We start from the raw sequence: 16,664 nt of genomic DNA, 5'->3' as shown, positions 1-16,664 counted from the left end.
GTTTTTATGAAATTTATGGAAAAGCCTTGCTGAAAAGATTATTATTGTGTATATTGGTAATATCGCAAAAATTTAGGAGGAAAAGATAATGTTAAGTATCATTATTGTTTATGCAGTGATTTTAGGAGGATTTTGGTTTTTACTTATGCGTCCTCAGAAGAAAGAACAAAAAAGAATTAAGTTGATGTTGTCGGAATTAGAGGTAGGAGATACTGTTTTAACAACAAGTGGATTCTACGGAGTAATTATCGATGTACAAGAAGAAGACGTTGTAGTAGAGTTTGGTAATAATAAAAATTGCCGTATTCCAATGCAGAAAGAAGCAATTAGTCGAGTAGAAAAACCAGGTGCAGAAAACTAGATAAAGTAAGGTAGATGTAAAGGCGAAACTTATTAAAGTTTCGCCTTTGTTTGTTAAATGATTACAAAAAAGTTAATAATTTTAAAGAAAACTTAAATGTTGTGTTATTGCATCGAAATTAGGCATAGTTTATAATGAAATCAATATTGAAAACATAGGGGAGATTACAAATGATAAAGGAAAAATTCAAAAGAGATAACTATATGTGGAAAGTAGTTGCATGTTTAGTACTATGTTTTGTAGTTATGGGAATGTTGCAAATGTCAACTGCAAAAGAAGAAAGCGAAAAAGCAGTTATTACACTTGCACCTGAATCAGTAGAAATAGTACAGGAAGAAGAAGTTCCTGAAATCACTGCGAAAGCAATAGGAAGTGGAGATTTACAACTTGTTTTAGATGCAGATACTGGATACACAGTTCAAAATTTATTAGATAGTTTCAATAAAGGAAATCATTATCAAATATCCTGTAATGTAGATGGCAAAATAGATGGAGATTTTCCGATTAAAATAAAACTGTCTGAAAAAATTGAAGATTCTCTTTCAAAAGATTGGTTAGGAAAAGTTAGAATTGATTTAAAAGATGGTAAAGTCACAGTGAAAAATAAATATGGTCAATGGGAAGGGGAAAAATTCAAGAAAAGTAACGGACAGTATGCAGTCAATGAGTTTGTAAATTCAAAAGGGAAAACGTATTATATGGGACCAAATGGGAAAAAACAAACGGGATGGAAAGAAAAAGACGGACAGATATACTATTTTGATAAAAAAGGTATCATGCAGACTGGCTGGAAAGAGAAAGATGGAATACAGATTTATCTAAAAGAAGATGGAAGTATGGCTGTAGGATGGCAAAAAATAAAGGATGATAAATACTATTTTGATCAAAATGGAAAAGTTGTTACAGGAAAACAACAAATTGGTACAAAAAAATGTGAATTTGCAAAGGATGGAAAATTAATTTCAGAAGAGAATTCAATAGATCCGAATAAGCCTATGCTTGCATTAACATTTGATGATGGACCAGGTGTGGATACAGAAAAAATTTTGGATGTACTGAAAGCAAATGGAGCTAGAGCAACATTTTTTATGCTTGCACCTAAAGTTGAAAAATATCCAAATGCTGTGAAGAAAATGAAGGACATTGGTTGTGAGTTAGCAAATCACTCTACTACACATACCGATTTAACAAAACTTACACCGGAGGAAATTCGTAAAGAACTTTCAACAACAGTACATGCTGTAGCTAAAGTGACAGGAGGTTTTCCAACAACACTTGTAAGACCACCTTATGGTAAGAAAAATGCTACTGTAAAAGCAACTGTAGGACAGCCAATTATTATGTGGTCGATAGATACTTTGGATTGGAAAACAAGAAATGCACAGAGCACAATTAATAATGTATTGAAAAATGCCAAGGATGGAGATATTGTACTTATGCATGATATACATAAACAATCAGTAGAAGCGGCAGTACAGTTAATTCCAATGTTAGTCCAAAGAGGATATCAGTTAGTAACAGTAAGTGAATTAGCAGAAGCGAGAGGAGTTACAATGGAAAGTGGAGCAAGTTATTCACAATTCCGAAAATAAAGAACAAAAATGGTGTAGCCACTTGTAATTGGTTACACCATTTTCATATTCTTATTTATGTTTTGCAAGCAACTGATGAATTCTATCTGTTGGATTCAAAACAGAACCGATTGTTAAATCATGATTCAAAGAATCAATAATCAATGCAAGGAATTTACTCATATCTGCAGTTACAAAATAAGGTTTTTCATAAATTTCTTTTGGAAGATAAGTAAGGTTAGTTGTAATCACACGATCAATATAACCTTTTTCATAGTATTCATCAAATTTGGCGAATCCCTCTGTAAATAAGCCGAATGTTGTGCAAACGAATACTCGTCCAGCACCTCTAGCTTTTAATTGTTTTGCAACATCAAGCATACTTTCTCCTGAAGAAATCATATCGTCAATGATAATGAGATCTTTACCATGAATATCGTCACCTAAGAATTCATGAGCAACGATAGGATTTTTACCGTTGACAACAGTTGAGTAATCACGTCTCTTATAGAACATTCCCATATCTACACCGAGTACGTTAGAAAAGTATACGGCACGGTGCATTGCTCCTTCATCAGGACTGATAATCATTAAGTGATCTTTATCCACTTTTAAATCTGGAACAGAACGGAAAAGAGCTTTCATGAATTGATATGGAGGAGTAAAGTTGTCAAAACCTTTAAGTGGAATGGCATTTTGCACACGAGGATCATGAGCATCAAATGTTAAAATGTTAGAAACCCCCATATTTGTTAATTCTTCTAATGCAAAAGCACAGTCTAAAGACTCACGTTTCGTACGTTTATGTTGACGACTTTCGTATAAGAAAGGCATGATTACATTGATACGATGTGCTTTTCCAGTTGCAGCAGAAATAATACGTTTCAAATCTTGGTAATGATCATCTGGCGACATGTGATTTAAGTGTCCATTTACACTATAAGTTAAATTATAATTGCATACATCGACCATAACAAATAAATCACATCCACGAATAGATTCATGGAACATACCCTTTGCTTCTCCTGAACCGAAGCGTGGACAAGAAAGACTTGCTAGATAGTTGTCAGTTTGATGATTTGCAAATAATGTTGGATGAATCGAATCTACAACAGGTGCGTGACGAAACTGTACAATGTAGTCATTAACCTTTTTTGCTAAATCAGTACAACTTTCTAATGCTGCGATTTTAAGAGGTGCTATTGGTAAACTCTGTTCTAATACTTTTAAATTTGGCATAACGGCCTCCGTTTCTAAATATTTCTTTTTTCAAAAATATTTTAGCAAAAAAGGACGGGGGATTCAACAAGACAACGTTAAAAATTGCATTTTCTTAAAAAATTTAGTATGATAGAGAAGATAAAGAAGATTTGTTTGATGACAGGAGTAAAACATGAAAAAAGAACATATCATTCGTAGTGTTGAAGAAGGAAGCATTGCGTGGGAATTAGGAATAGAAGCAGGGGATAAATTAATTAGTATCAACGACAATGAGATTGAAGATGTATTCGATTATCATTTTTTAGTGAATGATGAAGAATTGGTTGTATTGATAGAGAAAGCAAATGGAGAAGAGTGGGAACTAGAAATAGAAAAAGATTATGAAGAAGATTTAGGAATTGATTTCGAGCAGGGACTTATGGATGAATATCGTTCATGCAGAAATAAGTGTATGTTTTGTTTTATAGATCAAATGCCAAAAGGAATGCGAGATACACTTTATTTTAAAGATGATGATTCGCGTTTATCGTTTTTACAAGGGAATTATATTACACTGACAAATATGAGCGATGATGATGTAAGAAGAATTGTGAAATATCATTTAGAGCCAATCAATATTTCTTTTCAAACAACAAATCCAGAATTGCGTTGTAAAATGTTGCATAATCGTTTCGCCGGTGATGCGTTAAAGAAAGTGGATATTTTATATGAAGGCGGAATTACGATGAATGGTCAGATTGTACTTTGTAAAGGGGAAAATGATGGTGAAGAGCTAGAAAGAAGCATACGTGATATGACAAAATATCTTCCTTATTTGCAAAGTGTATCTGTTGTACCAGTAGGATTAACAAAATATCGAGAAGGGTTATATCCATTAGAACCTTTTGAAAAAGAAGATGCGAAAAAAGTATTAGAAACTATTCATAAATGGCAGAATAAGATTTATGAAGAGCATGGAATGCATTTTATTCATGCAGGTGATGAATGGTATGTTCTTGCAGATGAGGAAATACCAGAGGAAGAAAGATACGATGGATATTTGCAGTTAGAAAATGGTGTTGGTATGTTACGCCTTCTTCTAAATGAGTTTGAAGAAACGTTTAATGGACTTGTAGGAGATAATAGAAGCAAGGAAATTTCAATGGCAACAGGTGCACTTGTATACCCGTATTTAGAGAAAATGATAAAAAAACTGCAGACCAAATATCCAAATATCAATATACATTTATATAAAATTATTAATAATTTTTTTGGAGAGAAAATAACAGTTGCAGGATTGATTACAGGCCAAGATTTAATTGAGCAGTTAAAAGGACAACCTCTAGGAGAGACGTTATTACTTCCATGTAGTATGCTTAGAGATGGAGAGGAAGTTCTATTAGATGATGTAACAATTACAGATTTGAAAGAGGCTTTACAAGTAGATATAGATATTGTAAAATCAAGCGGACAAGATTTTGTAGAAGCAATTATAAAATAAGATATAGAAGGAGAAGAAGTATGAGTAAACCGATAGTAGCTATCGTAGGGAGACCGAATGTAGGAAAATCTACATTATTCAATGCGTTGGCAGGAGAAATGATTTCGATTGTAAAAGATACACCGGGTGTTACAAGAGACCGTATTTATGCGGAAGTAAACTGGTTAGATAAAGAATTTACATTGATTGATACAGGGGGAATTGAACCAGATAGCAAAGATATTATTTTAGCACAAATGCGTGAGCAAGCACAGATTGCTATTGATACAGCTGATGTAATTATTTTCTTGACTGATGTAAAACAGGGACTTGTAGATTCTGATTCAAAGGTAGCAGATATGCTTCGTCGTTCCGGGAAACCAGTTGTACTAGTTGTGAACAAAGTAGATAGTTTTCAAAAATTTATGGCAGATGTGTATGAATTTTATAATTTGGGAATAGGAGATCCGTTTCCGATTTCTGCTTCTTCGCGCTTAGGAATAGGTGACATGCTTGATGAAGTAGTAAAATATTTTCCAGAAACAAATGTAGAAGAAGAGGAAGATGATAGACCACGTATTGCTATTGTAGGGAAACCGAATGTAGGAAAGTCTTCAATTATTAATAAATTACAGGGAAATAATCGAGTAATCGTATCCAATATTGCAGGAACAACAAGAGATGCAATTGATACACCGATTACGTATAATGGAAAAGAATATGTATTTATTGATACAGCTGGGCTTCGTCGAAAGAATAAAATTAAGGAAGAATTAGAAAGATACAGTATTATTCGTACAGTTACAGCGGTTGAAAGGGCAGACGTTGTCTTAATCGTGATTGATGCAACAGAAGGAGTAACTGAGCAAGATGCTAAAATTGCAGGAATCGCACATGAACGTGGAAAAGGAATTATCATTGTTGTAAACAAGTGGGATGCTATTGAAAAGCATGATAAGACAATGTATGAATATGAAAAGCAGGTTAGACAAGTTTTATCTTATATGCCATATGCAGAAATTATGTATGTTTCTGCAGAGACGGGACAGCGTTTGAATAAATTATATGAAAAAATAGATATGGTTATCGAAAACCAAACTCTTCGAGTGGCAACAGGTGTATTAAATGAAATTATGATGGAAGCAGTCGCGATGCAACAACCACCGTCAGATAAAGGAAAGCGTTTAAAATTATACTATATTACTCAAGTATCTGTGAAACCACCAACATTTGTTATTTTTGTAAATGACAAAGAACTGATGCATTTTTCATATACAAGATATTTGGAAAACAAAATTAGAGAAGCATTTGGATTTAAGGGTACATCATTAAAATTCTTTATTCGTGAAAGAAAGGATAAGGATAAATAATATGGAACGTTTAGTTTGTCTGATTTTGGGATATATTTGTGGATTATTTCAGACAGGATATATTTACGGTAGGCTACATCATATAGACATTAGAAAACATGGAAGTGGAAATGCAGGAACAACAAACGCTCTTCGAACATTGGGATGGAAAGCGGGAGCAATAACCTTTTTAGGTGATAGTTTAAAATGTATTTTAGCCGTATGGATTGCATATATGATTTATGGAAAAAGTAATAGTGAAATGTTTGAATTGTTAGCGATGTATGCTGGAATAGGTGCTGTGCTTGGACATAATTTTCCTTTCTACTTAAAGTTTAAAGGAGGAAAAGGAATTGCAGCAACTGCAGGACTTTTACTTGCAGTAAATCCGAAAGTAGCTTTAGTGGCAATGCTTACATTTATTGTGATAGTCGGGATAACAAGATATGTTTCGCTTGGATCTATTATCTTAGTTATTATTTTTGGAATAGGGATGGTTGTACAAGGAGAAGTTTTTGGAACAACTCTTACACAATCACAACAGTATGAATTGTATACACTTTCAGTGTTTTTAGTAATATTAGCGGTGTATAAACATCGTGAAAATATAAAAAGATTATGTAATGGAACTGAAAACAAGTTAAAGTTTGGAAAGAAGTAGGAGAATAGGATATGGCAAATGTAGGTGTATTAGGAGCAGGGAGTTGGGGAACTGCATTAGCGTTATTACTTCATAAAAATGGTCATAAAGTGACTGTTTGGTCGATTTCAAAGGAAGAGGTGGAAATGCTTTTAAAAGAAAGAGAGCATAAAAGTAAACTTCCAGGGGTAAAACTTCCACAAGAGATGCAGTTTACAAATGAATTGCAAGAAGCAATAGAAGGACAAGATTTTATGGTGCTTGCAGTACCATCACCATTTACAAGAGCAACAGCACGAAGTATGAAGCCATACGTGGAAGAAAATCAGATTATTGTGGATGTGGCAAAAGGAATCGAGGAAGATACACTAATGACTTTGTCGCAACAAATTTTTGAAGAAATCCCTCAGGCGAACGTAGCAGTTTTATCAGGACCAAGTCATGCGGAGGAAGTTGGAAGAGGGCTTCCGACAACTTGTGTTGTAGGAGCGAAAACGAAAAAGACAGCGGAATATTTGCAAGAAGCATTTATGAATGAAACGTTTAGAGTATATACTAGTCCAGATATGCTTGGAATAGAAATTGGAGGGGCGTTGAAAAATGTGATTGCATTAGCGGCTGGAATTGCAGATGGGCTTGGATACGGAGATAATACAAAAGCTGCTTTGATCACAAGAGGAATTGCTGAAATTGCAAGACTTGGAGTTGCGATGGGCGGAAAATTAGAAAGTTTTACTGGGCTTACAGGAATTGGAGACTTGATTGTTACTTGTGCGAGTGTGCATAGTCGTAATAGAAAAGCTGGATTTTTAATTGGTCAAGGAAAGACAATGGAAGAAGCGATGGAAGAAGTACAAATGGTTGTGGAAGGTGTTTATTCTACAAAATCAGCAGTGAAACTTGCAAAGAAATACGATGTATCTATTCCGATTATTGAACAAGTAAATAAAGTATTGTTTGAAGGGAAAAATCCAGGAGAAGCAGTTAAAGAGTTAATGTTAAGAGATAAAAGAATAGAAATCCCCACATTACCGTGGGAATAATTATTAAGGAGAGAACTTTTCAGTTCTCTCCTTTTATCGTACTTCTGTATTTCCTAGATACTCAACCTCAGGTAACAATTCAAAATAAAAATCTTGGTAATCTTTTTTTAGTGCTTCGATAATTAAATCTTGAACAATGCGAAGTCGAGAAATAGATATCAAATCTTTGTCGAATGTAATATAAACACTAATCCAAAGTTTTCTTCCAGTTCGAATAATATCATAAGATAATTGTTTATAACCATAGGAAACTAAAATCGGGTTGATAATACTTTTGATTTCCGTTATAGTTTCTTCTTCTGGAGCAATTAAGAAAATATCTCTTAGACCTGTTATAATTACACGAATTGGTGTGGGCAACATAAATAGTGAAAGTGCAATAGCAATGATTTGATCTAAATAAGGAACGATTTTTACAAACCAAGTTGTTTTGATAAAAAGTGGAAGAAAAAAAGCAATCGCCATACCTAAAGAAGCGATAGTATCGATTGTCCACTCTTGGATTTCCATAGAAACAAGGGCAGAATGTGTTTTGGCATTTTTCTTTCGAAGTAGAAAAATAACAAATACACTTAAGAGGGTTGCGAAAAGTTCAAAGTAGGCAATATTATTAAAAGCAATATGACGTCCTCCATTAAGTACAATTTCTATATTAGTGGAAATTAAACCGATAGTGATGGCAATCATTGTAAATCCCTTGATTACAACAAAAAAAGATTCTATTTGCAAATAGCCAAAAGGTCTCTTTTCATTAGAAGAACGATATAGTAATGGAATGATTCCGATAGAAATAATAATCATTATAGATTCTACACCATCATAAAAACCATCGAGTAGAACAGCTTGAGAATGTGTGTAAATAGCTATAATAATTTCTAGAAGAGCAAAAATAAGTCCTGCAATTAATGAAATATTTAGAGCGGAACGCTCTTTCTTTTGTTTTGTTCTTGTTGCGTGCATGTATGTAACACCAAACCTTATCCTTTTTATTTTTTATGATACGACTTTTAGAATAAAAAATCAATGAGGTAACTTCTAAAAAATAAAAAGGAGGCATAGATTATTATCAGTATAGTAAGGGGGTGTTTTATGAATACGTTTCATTTATACAAAGACATACAAGCGAGAACAAAAGGAGAAATATATATTGGAGTGGTGGGACCAGTTCGTACAGGAAAATCCACATTCATTAAACGGTTTATGGATTTGCTTGTTCTTCCACATATAGAAGATGAGCATACAAGAATACAGACGAGAGATGAGTTGCCACAGTCTGCTTCAGGAAAGACAATTATGACAACAGAACCTAAATTTATTCCGAAAGAAGCCGCAAAGATTGAATTAGAGGAAGGAATAGTAGCGAATATTCGCTTGATCGATTGTGTTGGATATATGGTGGAAGGTGCAGTAGGACATATAGAAAACGACGAAGAAAGACAAGTAAAGACACCTTGGTTTGAACATGAGATTCCATTTACTAAAGCAGCAACAATAGGCACGCAAAAAGTTATACGAGACCATTCTACTATAGGTATTGTGATTACAACAGATGGGACTATAGGCGAATTACAGAGAGAAAATTATATAGAAGCGGAAAAAAATACCATTCGAGAATTGCAACGTATAGGAAAGCCATTTGTTGTTTTAATAAATTCTAAAAAACCCTATGGAGAAGAAGCTAAAAGTGTAAAAGAACAGTTAGAAGAACAATATGGAGTAACAACGCTGACTGTAAATTGTGAGCAGTTAAAGCAAGAAGATATCAATCAAATTATGCAAAGTATTTTATTTGAGTTTCCTATTGCAGAAGTCCAGTTTTATATCCCTAAATGGGTAGAAATGCTTCCGATGGAACATAGAATTAAACAAGACTTACTTTTACATGTGAAAGAAATATTGAATACATTTTCACAAATCAAAGATGTAAAAAAAGAATGGAAAGAAACTAGCGACTACATAGAAGAGATTCGTATTGAAGAAGTGAAAATGGATTCGGGAAGTGTGAAAGTTCGTATTCAGATTGGAGAATCATTTTATTATGAAGTTTTAAGTGAGGTAACAGGAGAATGTATTACAAGTGAATATGACCTGGTTGGAACGATGAAACAACTGTCTATGCTTAGAAAGGAATACGAAGGAGTGAAAGACGCTATGGATTCTGTTCGATTAAAAGGCTATGGGGTTGTTTCTCCTACACGAAATGAAATTAAATTGGACGACCCGATTATAATAAAACAAGGAAATAAATTCGGAGTAAAAATACATTCTGAGGCACCTTCTGTACATTTGATTAAAGCAAATATCGAAACGGATATTGCTCCAATTGTAGGAAGTCAACAGCAAGCAGAAGATTTATTGAAATATATTCGAGAAACAAATGAGACGGAAGAAGGAATATGGAAAGTAAATATTTTCGGTAAATCTATTGAAGAATTAGTTATGGAAGGGATGAAAAATAAAATGATGATGATTAATGATGAAAGTCAGGTGAAACTTCAAGATACAATGCAAAAAATTGTCAATGATAGTAACGGTGGACTTGTGTGTATTATTATTTAAAATAGTTTCTCTTTTATGCTATAATAAAAAATATAGTCAAAGGAGGAATAGGAAATGATAGCATTTAATTGTGATTATAACGAAGGGGCACATCCGCGTATTCTAGAAGCGTTAGTTGAAACAAATATGGAACAAACAGTAGGATATGGGGAAGATCAGTATTGTAAAGAAGCTGAGAAAATTATAAAAGAATTGTGTCAATCACAGAAAGCAAAAGTACATTTTATGGTAGGTGGAACACAAGCGAATCTTACAGTGATTTCTTCTGTTTTAAGACCACATCAAGCAGTGCTTTGTGCTGTGAGTGGACACATTAATGTACACGAAACAGGAGCAATTGAAGCGTGTGGACATAAAGTGATGACGATACCGAGTGAAGATGGTAAAATTTCTGCAAAACAGATTAAAGAAGTGTATGTACTTCACAAAAATGACTCTTCTTTTGAACATATGACACAACCGAAATTGGTTTACATTTCTAATCCAACTGAACTAGGAACGATATACACCAAGAAAGAACTAGAAGATTTGCGTGCAGTTTGTGATGAGTGTGGGATGTATTTATATTTAGATGGAGCAAGACTCGGATATGGATTGTGTGCAGATGGAAATGATTTGGATTTAAAAAGCATTGCGAAAAATTGTGATATCTTTTATATAGGAGGAACGAAAGTAGGCGCATTATTTGGAGAAGCAATAGTTATCTGTAATGAGGAATTGCAGGAAGATTTTCGTTATATTATGAAACAAAAAGGTGGAATGTTGGCGAAAGGGAGACTTTTAGGGTTACAATTTAAAGAATTATTTAAAGATGGATTGTATTTTGCAATGTCGAAACATGCCATTCGTTTGGCGATGCGTTTAAAAAACGGGCTCACAGAGAAGGGATATAAATTTTTCATAAATAGTAATACAAACCAACAATTTGTTATTGTTCCAAATGAAAAATTGGAAAAATTAAAAGAAAAATATGTATATACTTATCAAGAAAAATATGATGAGAACAACAGTGTTATTCGATTGTGCACAAGTTGGGCGACAAAAGAAGAAAATGTAGAACAATTATTAAAAGATATGTAAAGAAAAACAGATTGTGTATGTAACGCAATCTGTTTTTTACTGCTAATCTTCTTTAAATGTAAGATCTGTATCTGTCATGGATTCTACAATAGCAAGAGATTCTAAATGGATTCCTTGTTGACGTATTTTCTTTCCACCATCTTGCATTCCTTTTTCAATAACAATTCCAGCACCTTCAATTGTAGCTCCAGATTCCTTAACAATATCGATTAAGCCAAGTAATGCACAACCGTTTGCAAGAAAGTCATCAAGAATAAGTACATGGTCATCTTTTGTTAAAAACTTTTTAGAGAGAATAACATCGTATGTACGTTTGTGAGTAAAAGATTCGATTTTTGTCGAATAAACATCACCATCAATATTAATACTCTGTGCTTTTTTAGCAAATACAACTGGTACATTAAAATATTGAGCAACAATACAAGCAATTCCAATTCCCGAAGCTTCTATAGTGAGAATCTTTGTAATTTTATCTGAAGGAAATCTTCTTCTAAATTCCTTTCCGATTTCGTTAATTAAATCAATATCCATCTGATGATTTAAAAAACTATCTACTTTTAGTACATTTCCGGGTTTAACAACACCGTCTTTTAAAATTCGTTCTTTTAAAAGTTGCATAATTCTATTCCTCTCCTAACAAAACTCATTTTGTTTATAGTAATTTTGTGTTGTTATCAATCATAACTCATAATTCGATTTTTTTCAATGTTAAATTTTAGAAAATAAAAGAGGAGTAGTATTTCTTTTTTGTTCATGATAAAATGATAAATAATTATTTCAGAAAGAGAGAAGTGAAAATGACAAGATTGGAAAAACAAATACAGTTTATTGTTGAAGTGGATAAAGTGAAAAATATTTTCAGACAGACCTATTTATCCGATGGCGAAAGAAAAGAAAATGATGCAGAACACTCATGGCATCTTGCATTGTCTGCGATTTTATTAAAAGAATATGTCAGTGAAGAAGTGGACCTTCTCAAAGTAATTACAATGGTTTTGATACATGATCTTGTAGAGATAGATGCAGGTGATACATATGCCTATGGTAGTGTTGGAGTAAACGATAAAAGAGAACGAGAAGAGAAAGCAGCAGAACGTATTTTTAGCATTCTTCCAATAGAACAAGGAGAGTATTTTAGAAAATTATGGGAAGAATTTGAATTGTATGAGACGGAAGATGCAAAATATGCCCATCTTCTTGATAATTTTCAACCAATTTTATTAAATGATGCGTCAGAAGGGAAAAGTTGGAGAGAACATTGTGTGAGGAAAGAACAAATTTATAAGAGAAATGAAAAAATTAAAGAAACTTCAGAAGTAATATGGGAAGAAATGCAAAAGATAGTAGAAAAAAATGTGAAACTAGGAAATATTCAGGAATAGCAAAGGAAAATAACATGCAGGTAGAATTCATAGTAGTTTCAATACTTCTTCTTTTTGTTTTTGGAATTGTGCATATCTATATTAGTGAAAAAAGAGCAAAAGAAGTTAGGCGAAGAAAATTTCTAGAAGAATGGGGAAAAATTCCACAAAGAGAATATAGTAATGACGAATTGAAGAAGATTTCAAGATATTTTGAATATCAGTTGAAAAAAGGAAAAATAAAGAAGCCATATATTGACAATATCACTTGGAATGATTTGGATATGGACAATATTTTTGCTTCTATCAATAATACAAAATGTTCCGCAGGAGAGGAATATTTATACTATTTGTTGCGAACACCTGTAACAGAACAAAAGGCGTTAGAGGAGAGAGCAAGGCTAGCAGATTTTTTTGCTACACATCAAAAAGATAGAGTGAATTTAGAAGTTTGTCTTTGGCAAATAGGAAAAACAAGAAAATTTTCTATAAGTGATTATATTGATTTATTAGTAACACTAGACAAAGAAAGTAATTTAAAACATTACATAGCGTTGTTTACGATTCCAATGGGATTACTTTTAATGACTGTGTCAGAAGTAGCGATAGGCTTTGTAATTATGTTGTTTTTATTAATGTGGGATATTTCCCAATACTATAAAAGAAAAGGAGAGATAGAACCATATTTAACTATTTTTTCGGATGTGATGAAGATGTTGGATGCAAGTAAAGTAATTTCACAATTAAAGATTGTTGAGATTCAACCGTATGTAGATAATATTGCAGAGGTACAACGAAAATTTAAAAAATTTCGATTGGGTTCTTCTATTTTAATGTCATCACAACGTGTAACGGGAAGTGTAGCAGAAACGTTTTTGGATTATATTCGAATGGTTACACATGTTGATTTGTTGAAATTTAATTCTATGTTAGAAGAAATCAAACAGAATGTTAATGCGATTGATGATTTGGTAAGAAATTTAGGAATTCTAGATGTATGTATCTCTATAGCGTCTTTTCGAGAAAGTTTGCCTTTTTATAGTTTGCCTAATTTAGAAGAAGCAGAAGAGGCATTTATTGAAGTGAAAAATGTTTATCATCCTCTTCTTAAAGAACCAGTAGCAAATTCTATTTCTGAGAGAAAGAATGTTTTGATTACAGGTTCAAATGCTTCCGGAAAATCAACATTTTTGAAAACTGTGGCAATTAATGCTATTTTAGCACAGACGATTTATACAAGTGTTTCTACATTTTACCAAGCGAGTTTTTTTCAAATGTATTCCTCTATGGCATTGAAAGATGATTTGCAAGAGAATGAAAGTTATTATATAGTAGAAATCAAGTCGTTGAAGAGAATTTTAAGTCACAGGGATGATAAACTACCGATGCTTTGTTTTGTGGATGAAGTACTTCGAGGAACCAATACCATTGAACGCATATCAGCATCAGCGCAAATTTTAAAAAGTTTTTCCGAAAAGCAAGTAATCTGTTTTGCGGCAACACATGATATAGAATTGACACATCTTCTTGAAAACGACTATAATAATTATCATTTTCAAGAAGAAATTAAAGAAAATGATATTTTATTTAATTATGAGTTGTATAGAGGAAGGGCAGTTTCACGAAATGCAATAAAATTATTGAATATAATGGGGTATGATAAGAAAATTATTGAAAGTGCAGAACAGACAGCAACACATTTTTTAAAAACTGGAGAATGGAGAATATAGAGATGATGAAAGTGAAAATATATACTGATGGAGCAGCTAGAGGAAATCCAGATGGTCCTGGGGGATATGGAACAGTTTTAGAGTATGTAGATACGAAGGGAGAATTGCATACAAAAGAATTATCACAAGGATATAAAAAAACTACGAATAATCGTATGGAATTAATGGCCGTTATTGCCGGACTTGAGGCGTTAAACCGTCCTTGTGAAATTGAGTTGTATTCAGATTCTAAATATGTGGTAGATGCCTTCAATCAAAAATGGATTGACGGATGGATAAGAAAAGGTTGGAAACGGGGAAAGAATGAGCCGGTAAAGAATGTAGATTTGTGGAAGAGATTATTAAAAGCGAAAGAACCACATTGTGTAACATTTATTTGGGTAAAGGGACATGATGGACATATGCAAAATGAACGATGTGATTTTTTGGCGACATCGGCTGCTGATGGAGAAAACTTAATTGACGATGTAATAGAAGTATGTTAAACTATAAAAGTATGTAAGTAGGACAGACGGTCGCAGCTGCAAGTGTCGAAAGACCGCAGATGAGGAAAGTCCGGGCTTCATAGGGCAGGGTGCCGGATAACGTCCGGTGGAGGCGACTCTAAGGATAGTGCAACAGAAATATACCGCGTTAGTGATAGCGTAAGGTTGGAAGGGCAGTGTAAGAGACTACCGCCTTGTTGGTAACAACGAGGGCATATGTAAACCCCACCTGAAGCAAAACCGAATGAAAACATTGTGGTTGCCCGCCACGTTTTAGGTAGGTTGCTCGAACCTATTGGCAACGATAGGTCTAGATAGATGACCGTTCAACGACATAACCCGGCTTATCGTCTTGCTTATATACATTGAGAAAGAAAAAGACGATTTAATCTACAGCGATGTCTCCTTGCACTTTGTGGGAGGCATTTTTTATTTAAGAAATACATTTGAAACTTAGTCAATGTTTTTAAACTATCCGTTGATTTTGCTGACTTTTTTTGATAGTATATTAAAGGTTATGCAAAAATGAAAAAAAGGAAATGTGAGGAATTTTATGCTGACAATAAACAATTATGTTAGACCTGAAACAGTCGAAGAAGCATACGAACTTTGTCAAAAAAAAGCAAATGTTGTATTAGGGGGTATGCTTTGGCTTAAAATGGGGAATCGTACGGTTAATACGGCAATTGATTTATGTGATTTAGGTTTGAACACAATCAAGGAAGATGAATCCTGTTATAGAATTGGTGCTATGGTTTCTCTTCGTACATTAGAGACACATGTTGCGTTGAATCTTATGACACAAGGCGCTTTTAAAGAGGCACTTAAACATATTGTAGGAGTGCAGTTTAGAAATGTAGCAACATTAGGTGGAAGTTTGTATGGGCGTTTTGGATTTTCAGATGTTTTTACGCTATTTGAAGTTCTAGATGCAAGAGTATGTTTACATAAAAATGGTGAAATGAGTATTGCAGAATTTGCGAAATTTCCAAGAAATAGAAGAGATATTTTGACAGAAGTTATTATTCCGAAAAAAGAGATGAGAGTTGCATATTTTTCACAGCGAAATACAAAGACAGATTTCCCAGTGTTAGCTTGTGCGGTTTCAGAAATAGATGGAGTATATTCATGTGCAGTAGGGGCAAGACCTGGTATTGCAACAATTTTAGGTGATGATAAAGAAATTCTCAAAGAAGGAATTACAGAAGAAAGTGCTAGACTTTTCGGTGAATATATTTCTGAAAATGTGAAATTTGATTCTAACATGCGAGGAAGTAGCGAATACCGAAAAAAGATATGTCGAGTACTTGTAAGACGTGGAATAATGAAACTAAAGGAGGCAGAAAATGCAAATTAAATTAACCTTAAATGGAAAAGTAGTTTCTGCTGATGTAGATGCAGATAAATTATTAATCGATTTTGTGAGAGAACAGGGATGCCTTTCGGTGAAAAGAGGATGTGAAACAGCAAACTGTGGTTTGTGTACGGTTCTTATGGATGGTATACCAGTTTTGTCATGTAGTACACTTGTGGCAAGAGCATCGGGACACATTATTCAAACACTCGAAGGACTGCAAGATGAAGCGGGTGAATTTATAGAATTTATTGCAGATCAAGGGGCAGAACAATGTGGTTTTTGTAATCCTGGATTTGTAATGAATACAATAGCTCTTCTTAGAGAAAATCCAGATCCAAGTGACGAGGAAATCAAAGCATATTTAGCAGGAAACTTATGTCGATGTTCAGGCTATGAAGGGCAACTCAGAGGAATCCGTGCATACCTTGATTTTAAAAAGGGGGTATAG

The 16,664-nt window shown here is 33.6% G+C and carries 16 protein-coding genes and 1 other RNA gene; 14 read left to right on the top strand and 3 right to left on the bottom strand.

From position 1 onward, the window contains the following. Window positions 1-88: 88 nt before the first annotated feature. Together yajC and ACY2U7_RS04725 are read left to right on the top strand one after the other, a co-directional pair. Window positions 89-361 (top strand): preprotein translocase subunit YajC, encoded by a 273-nt coding sequence (gene yajC / locus ACY2U7_RS04730; RefSeq protein WP_461811824.1) that lies wholly within the window; start codon window positions 89-91, stop codon window positions 359-361. Window positions 362-531: 170 nt separating this feature from the next. Then, window positions 532-1,953: a polysaccharide deacetylase family protein gene (locus ACY2U7_RS04725; protein ID WP_461815966.1), complete on the top strand. Its 1,422-nt coding sequence runs from the start codon at window positions 532-534 to the stop codon at window positions 1,951-1,953. Window positions 1,954-2,004: 51 nt separating this feature from the next. Here the strand turns inward: ACY2U7_RS04725 and ACY2U7_RS04720 are convergent, their stop codons facing one another. Further along, on the bottom strand, window positions 2,005-3,171 hold the full coding sequence (locus tag ACY2U7_RS04720; RefSeq protein WP_461811822.1) for a ribose-phosphate pyrophosphokinase: 1,167 nt from the start codon (window positions 3,169-3,171) through the stop codon (window positions 2,005-2,007). Window positions 3,172-3,325: 154 nt separating this feature from the next. Between ACY2U7_RS04720 and ACY2U7_RS04715 the strand changes: the two genes are divergently transcribed. From ACY2U7_RS04715 to ACY2U7_RS04700, 4 genes are read left to right on the top strand one after another with little or no spacing between them, the layout of a single operon-like run. Beyond that, window positions 3,326-4,633, top strand: a complete 1,308-nt coding sequence (locus ACY2U7_RS04715; protein WP_461811821.1) for a DUF512 domain-containing protein — start codon at window positions 3,326-3,328, stop codon at window positions 4,631-4,633. A 20-nt stretch (window positions 4,634-4,653) separates the two neighbouring features. Next, a complete protein-coding gene (gene der, locus ACY2U7_RS04710) occupies window positions 4,654-5,982 on the top strand; it encodes a ribosome biogenesis GTPase Der (RefSeq protein ID WP_461811820.1) in 1,329 nt (442 codons plus the stop codon). A gap of 1 nt (window position 5,983) precedes the next feature. Beyond that, the gene (gene plsY, locus ACY2U7_RS04705; RefSeq protein WP_461811819.1) at window positions 5,984-6,622 is read left to right on the top strand and encodes a glycerol-3-phosphate 1-O-acyltransferase PlsY; all 639 of its coding nucleotides are present in this window, start codon (window positions 5,984-5,986) and stop codon (window positions 6,620-6,622) included. 11 nt (window positions 6,623-6,633) lie between these two features. Further along, window positions 6,634-7,644 (top strand): NAD(P)H-dependent glycerol-3-phosphate dehydrogenase, encoded by a 1,011-nt coding sequence (locus tag ACY2U7_RS04700; protein WP_461811818.1) that lies wholly within the window; start codon window positions 6,634-6,636, stop codon window positions 7,642-7,644. A 33-nt stretch (window positions 7,645-7,677) separates the two neighbouring features. Here ACY2U7_RS04700 and ACY2U7_RS04695 read toward each other — a convergent pair whose 3' ends face one another. Next, window positions 7,678-8,604 carry a cation diffusion facilitator family transporter gene (locus ACY2U7_RS04695; RefSeq protein ID WP_461811817.1) on the bottom strand — a complete coding sequence of 309 codons (927 nt, stop codon included), beginning with the start codon at window positions 8,602-8,604 and terminating at the stop codon, window positions 7,678-7,680. 129 nt (window positions 8,605-8,733) lie between these two features. Here ACY2U7_RS04695 and spoIVA point away from each other — a divergent pair, with 129 nt between their 5' ends. Together spoIVA and ACY2U7_RS04685 are read left to right on the top strand one after the other, a co-directional pair. Further along, a complete protein-coding gene (spoIVA, locus tag ACY2U7_RS04690; RefSeq protein WP_461811816.1) occupies window positions 8,734-10,203 on the top strand; it encodes a stage IV sporulation protein A in 1,470 nt (489 codons plus the stop codon). Between the two features lie 54 nt (window positions 10,204-10,257). Further along, on the top strand, window positions 10,258-11,283 hold the full coding sequence (locus ACY2U7_RS04685; RefSeq protein ID WP_461811815.1) for a threonine aldolase family protein: 1,026 nt from the start codon (window positions 10,258-10,260) through the stop codon (window positions 11,281-11,283). 42 nt (window positions 11,284-11,325) lie between these two features. Here the strand turns inward: ACY2U7_RS04685 and ACY2U7_RS04680 are convergent, their stop codons facing one another. After that, window positions 11,326-11,901, bottom strand: a complete 576-nt coding sequence (locus ACY2U7_RS04680; protein ID WP_461811814.1) for a xanthine phosphoribosyltransferase — start codon at window positions 11,899-11,901, stop codon at window positions 11,326-11,328. Window positions 11,902-12,080: 179 nt separating this feature from the next. Between ACY2U7_RS04680 and ACY2U7_RS04675 the strand changes: the two genes are divergently transcribed. The 6 genes from ACY2U7_RS04675 (at window position 12,081) to ACY2U7_RS04650 (ending at window position 16,664) form a co-directional block, all read left to right on the top strand. Next, a complete protein-coding gene (locus ACY2U7_RS04675) occupies window positions 12,081-12,665 on the top strand; it encodes an HD domain-containing protein (RefSeq protein ID WP_461811813.1) in 585 nt (194 codons plus the stop codon). Window positions 12,666-12,679: 14 nt separating this feature from the next. After that, on the top strand, window positions 12,680-14,374 hold the full coding sequence (locus tag ACY2U7_RS04670; RefSeq protein WP_461815965.1) for a MutS-related protein: 1,695 nt from the start codon (window positions 12,680-12,682) through the stop codon (window positions 14,372-14,374). Between the two features lie 5 nt (window positions 14,375-14,379). After that, window positions 14,380-14,859 (top strand): ribonuclease HI, encoded by a 480-nt coding sequence (rnhA, locus tag ACY2U7_RS04665; RefSeq protein WP_461811849.1) that lies wholly within the window; start codon window positions 14,380-14,382, stop codon window positions 14,857-14,859. Between the two features lie 14 nt (window positions 14,860-14,873). Continuing rightward, window positions 14,874-15,222: RNase P RNA component class A (gene rnpB, locus ACY2U7_RS04660), an RNA gene on the top strand. A gap of 190 nt (window positions 15,223-15,412) precedes the next feature. Next, a complete protein-coding gene (locus ACY2U7_RS04655) occupies window positions 15,413-16,216 on the top strand; it encodes an FAD binding domain-containing protein (protein WP_461811811.1) in 804 nt (267 codons plus the stop codon). Further along, window positions 16,206-16,664, top strand: a complete 459-nt coding sequence (locus tag ACY2U7_RS04650) for a (2Fe-2S)-binding protein (protein WP_461815964.1) — start codon at window positions 16,206-16,208, stop codon at window positions 16,662-16,664. The genes ACY2U7_RS04655 and ACY2U7_RS04650 overlap by 11 nt, the downstream gene beginning before the upstream one ends.

Origin of the sequence: Faecalimonas sp., from assembly GCA_029264305.1 — a bacterium.
GTDB lineage: Bacteria > Bacillota > Clostridia > Lachnospirales > Lachnospiraceae > Faecalimonas.
Note: the sequence above shows the minus strand (reverse complement) of the source record. Positions and strands in the feature narration are given on the sequence as shown.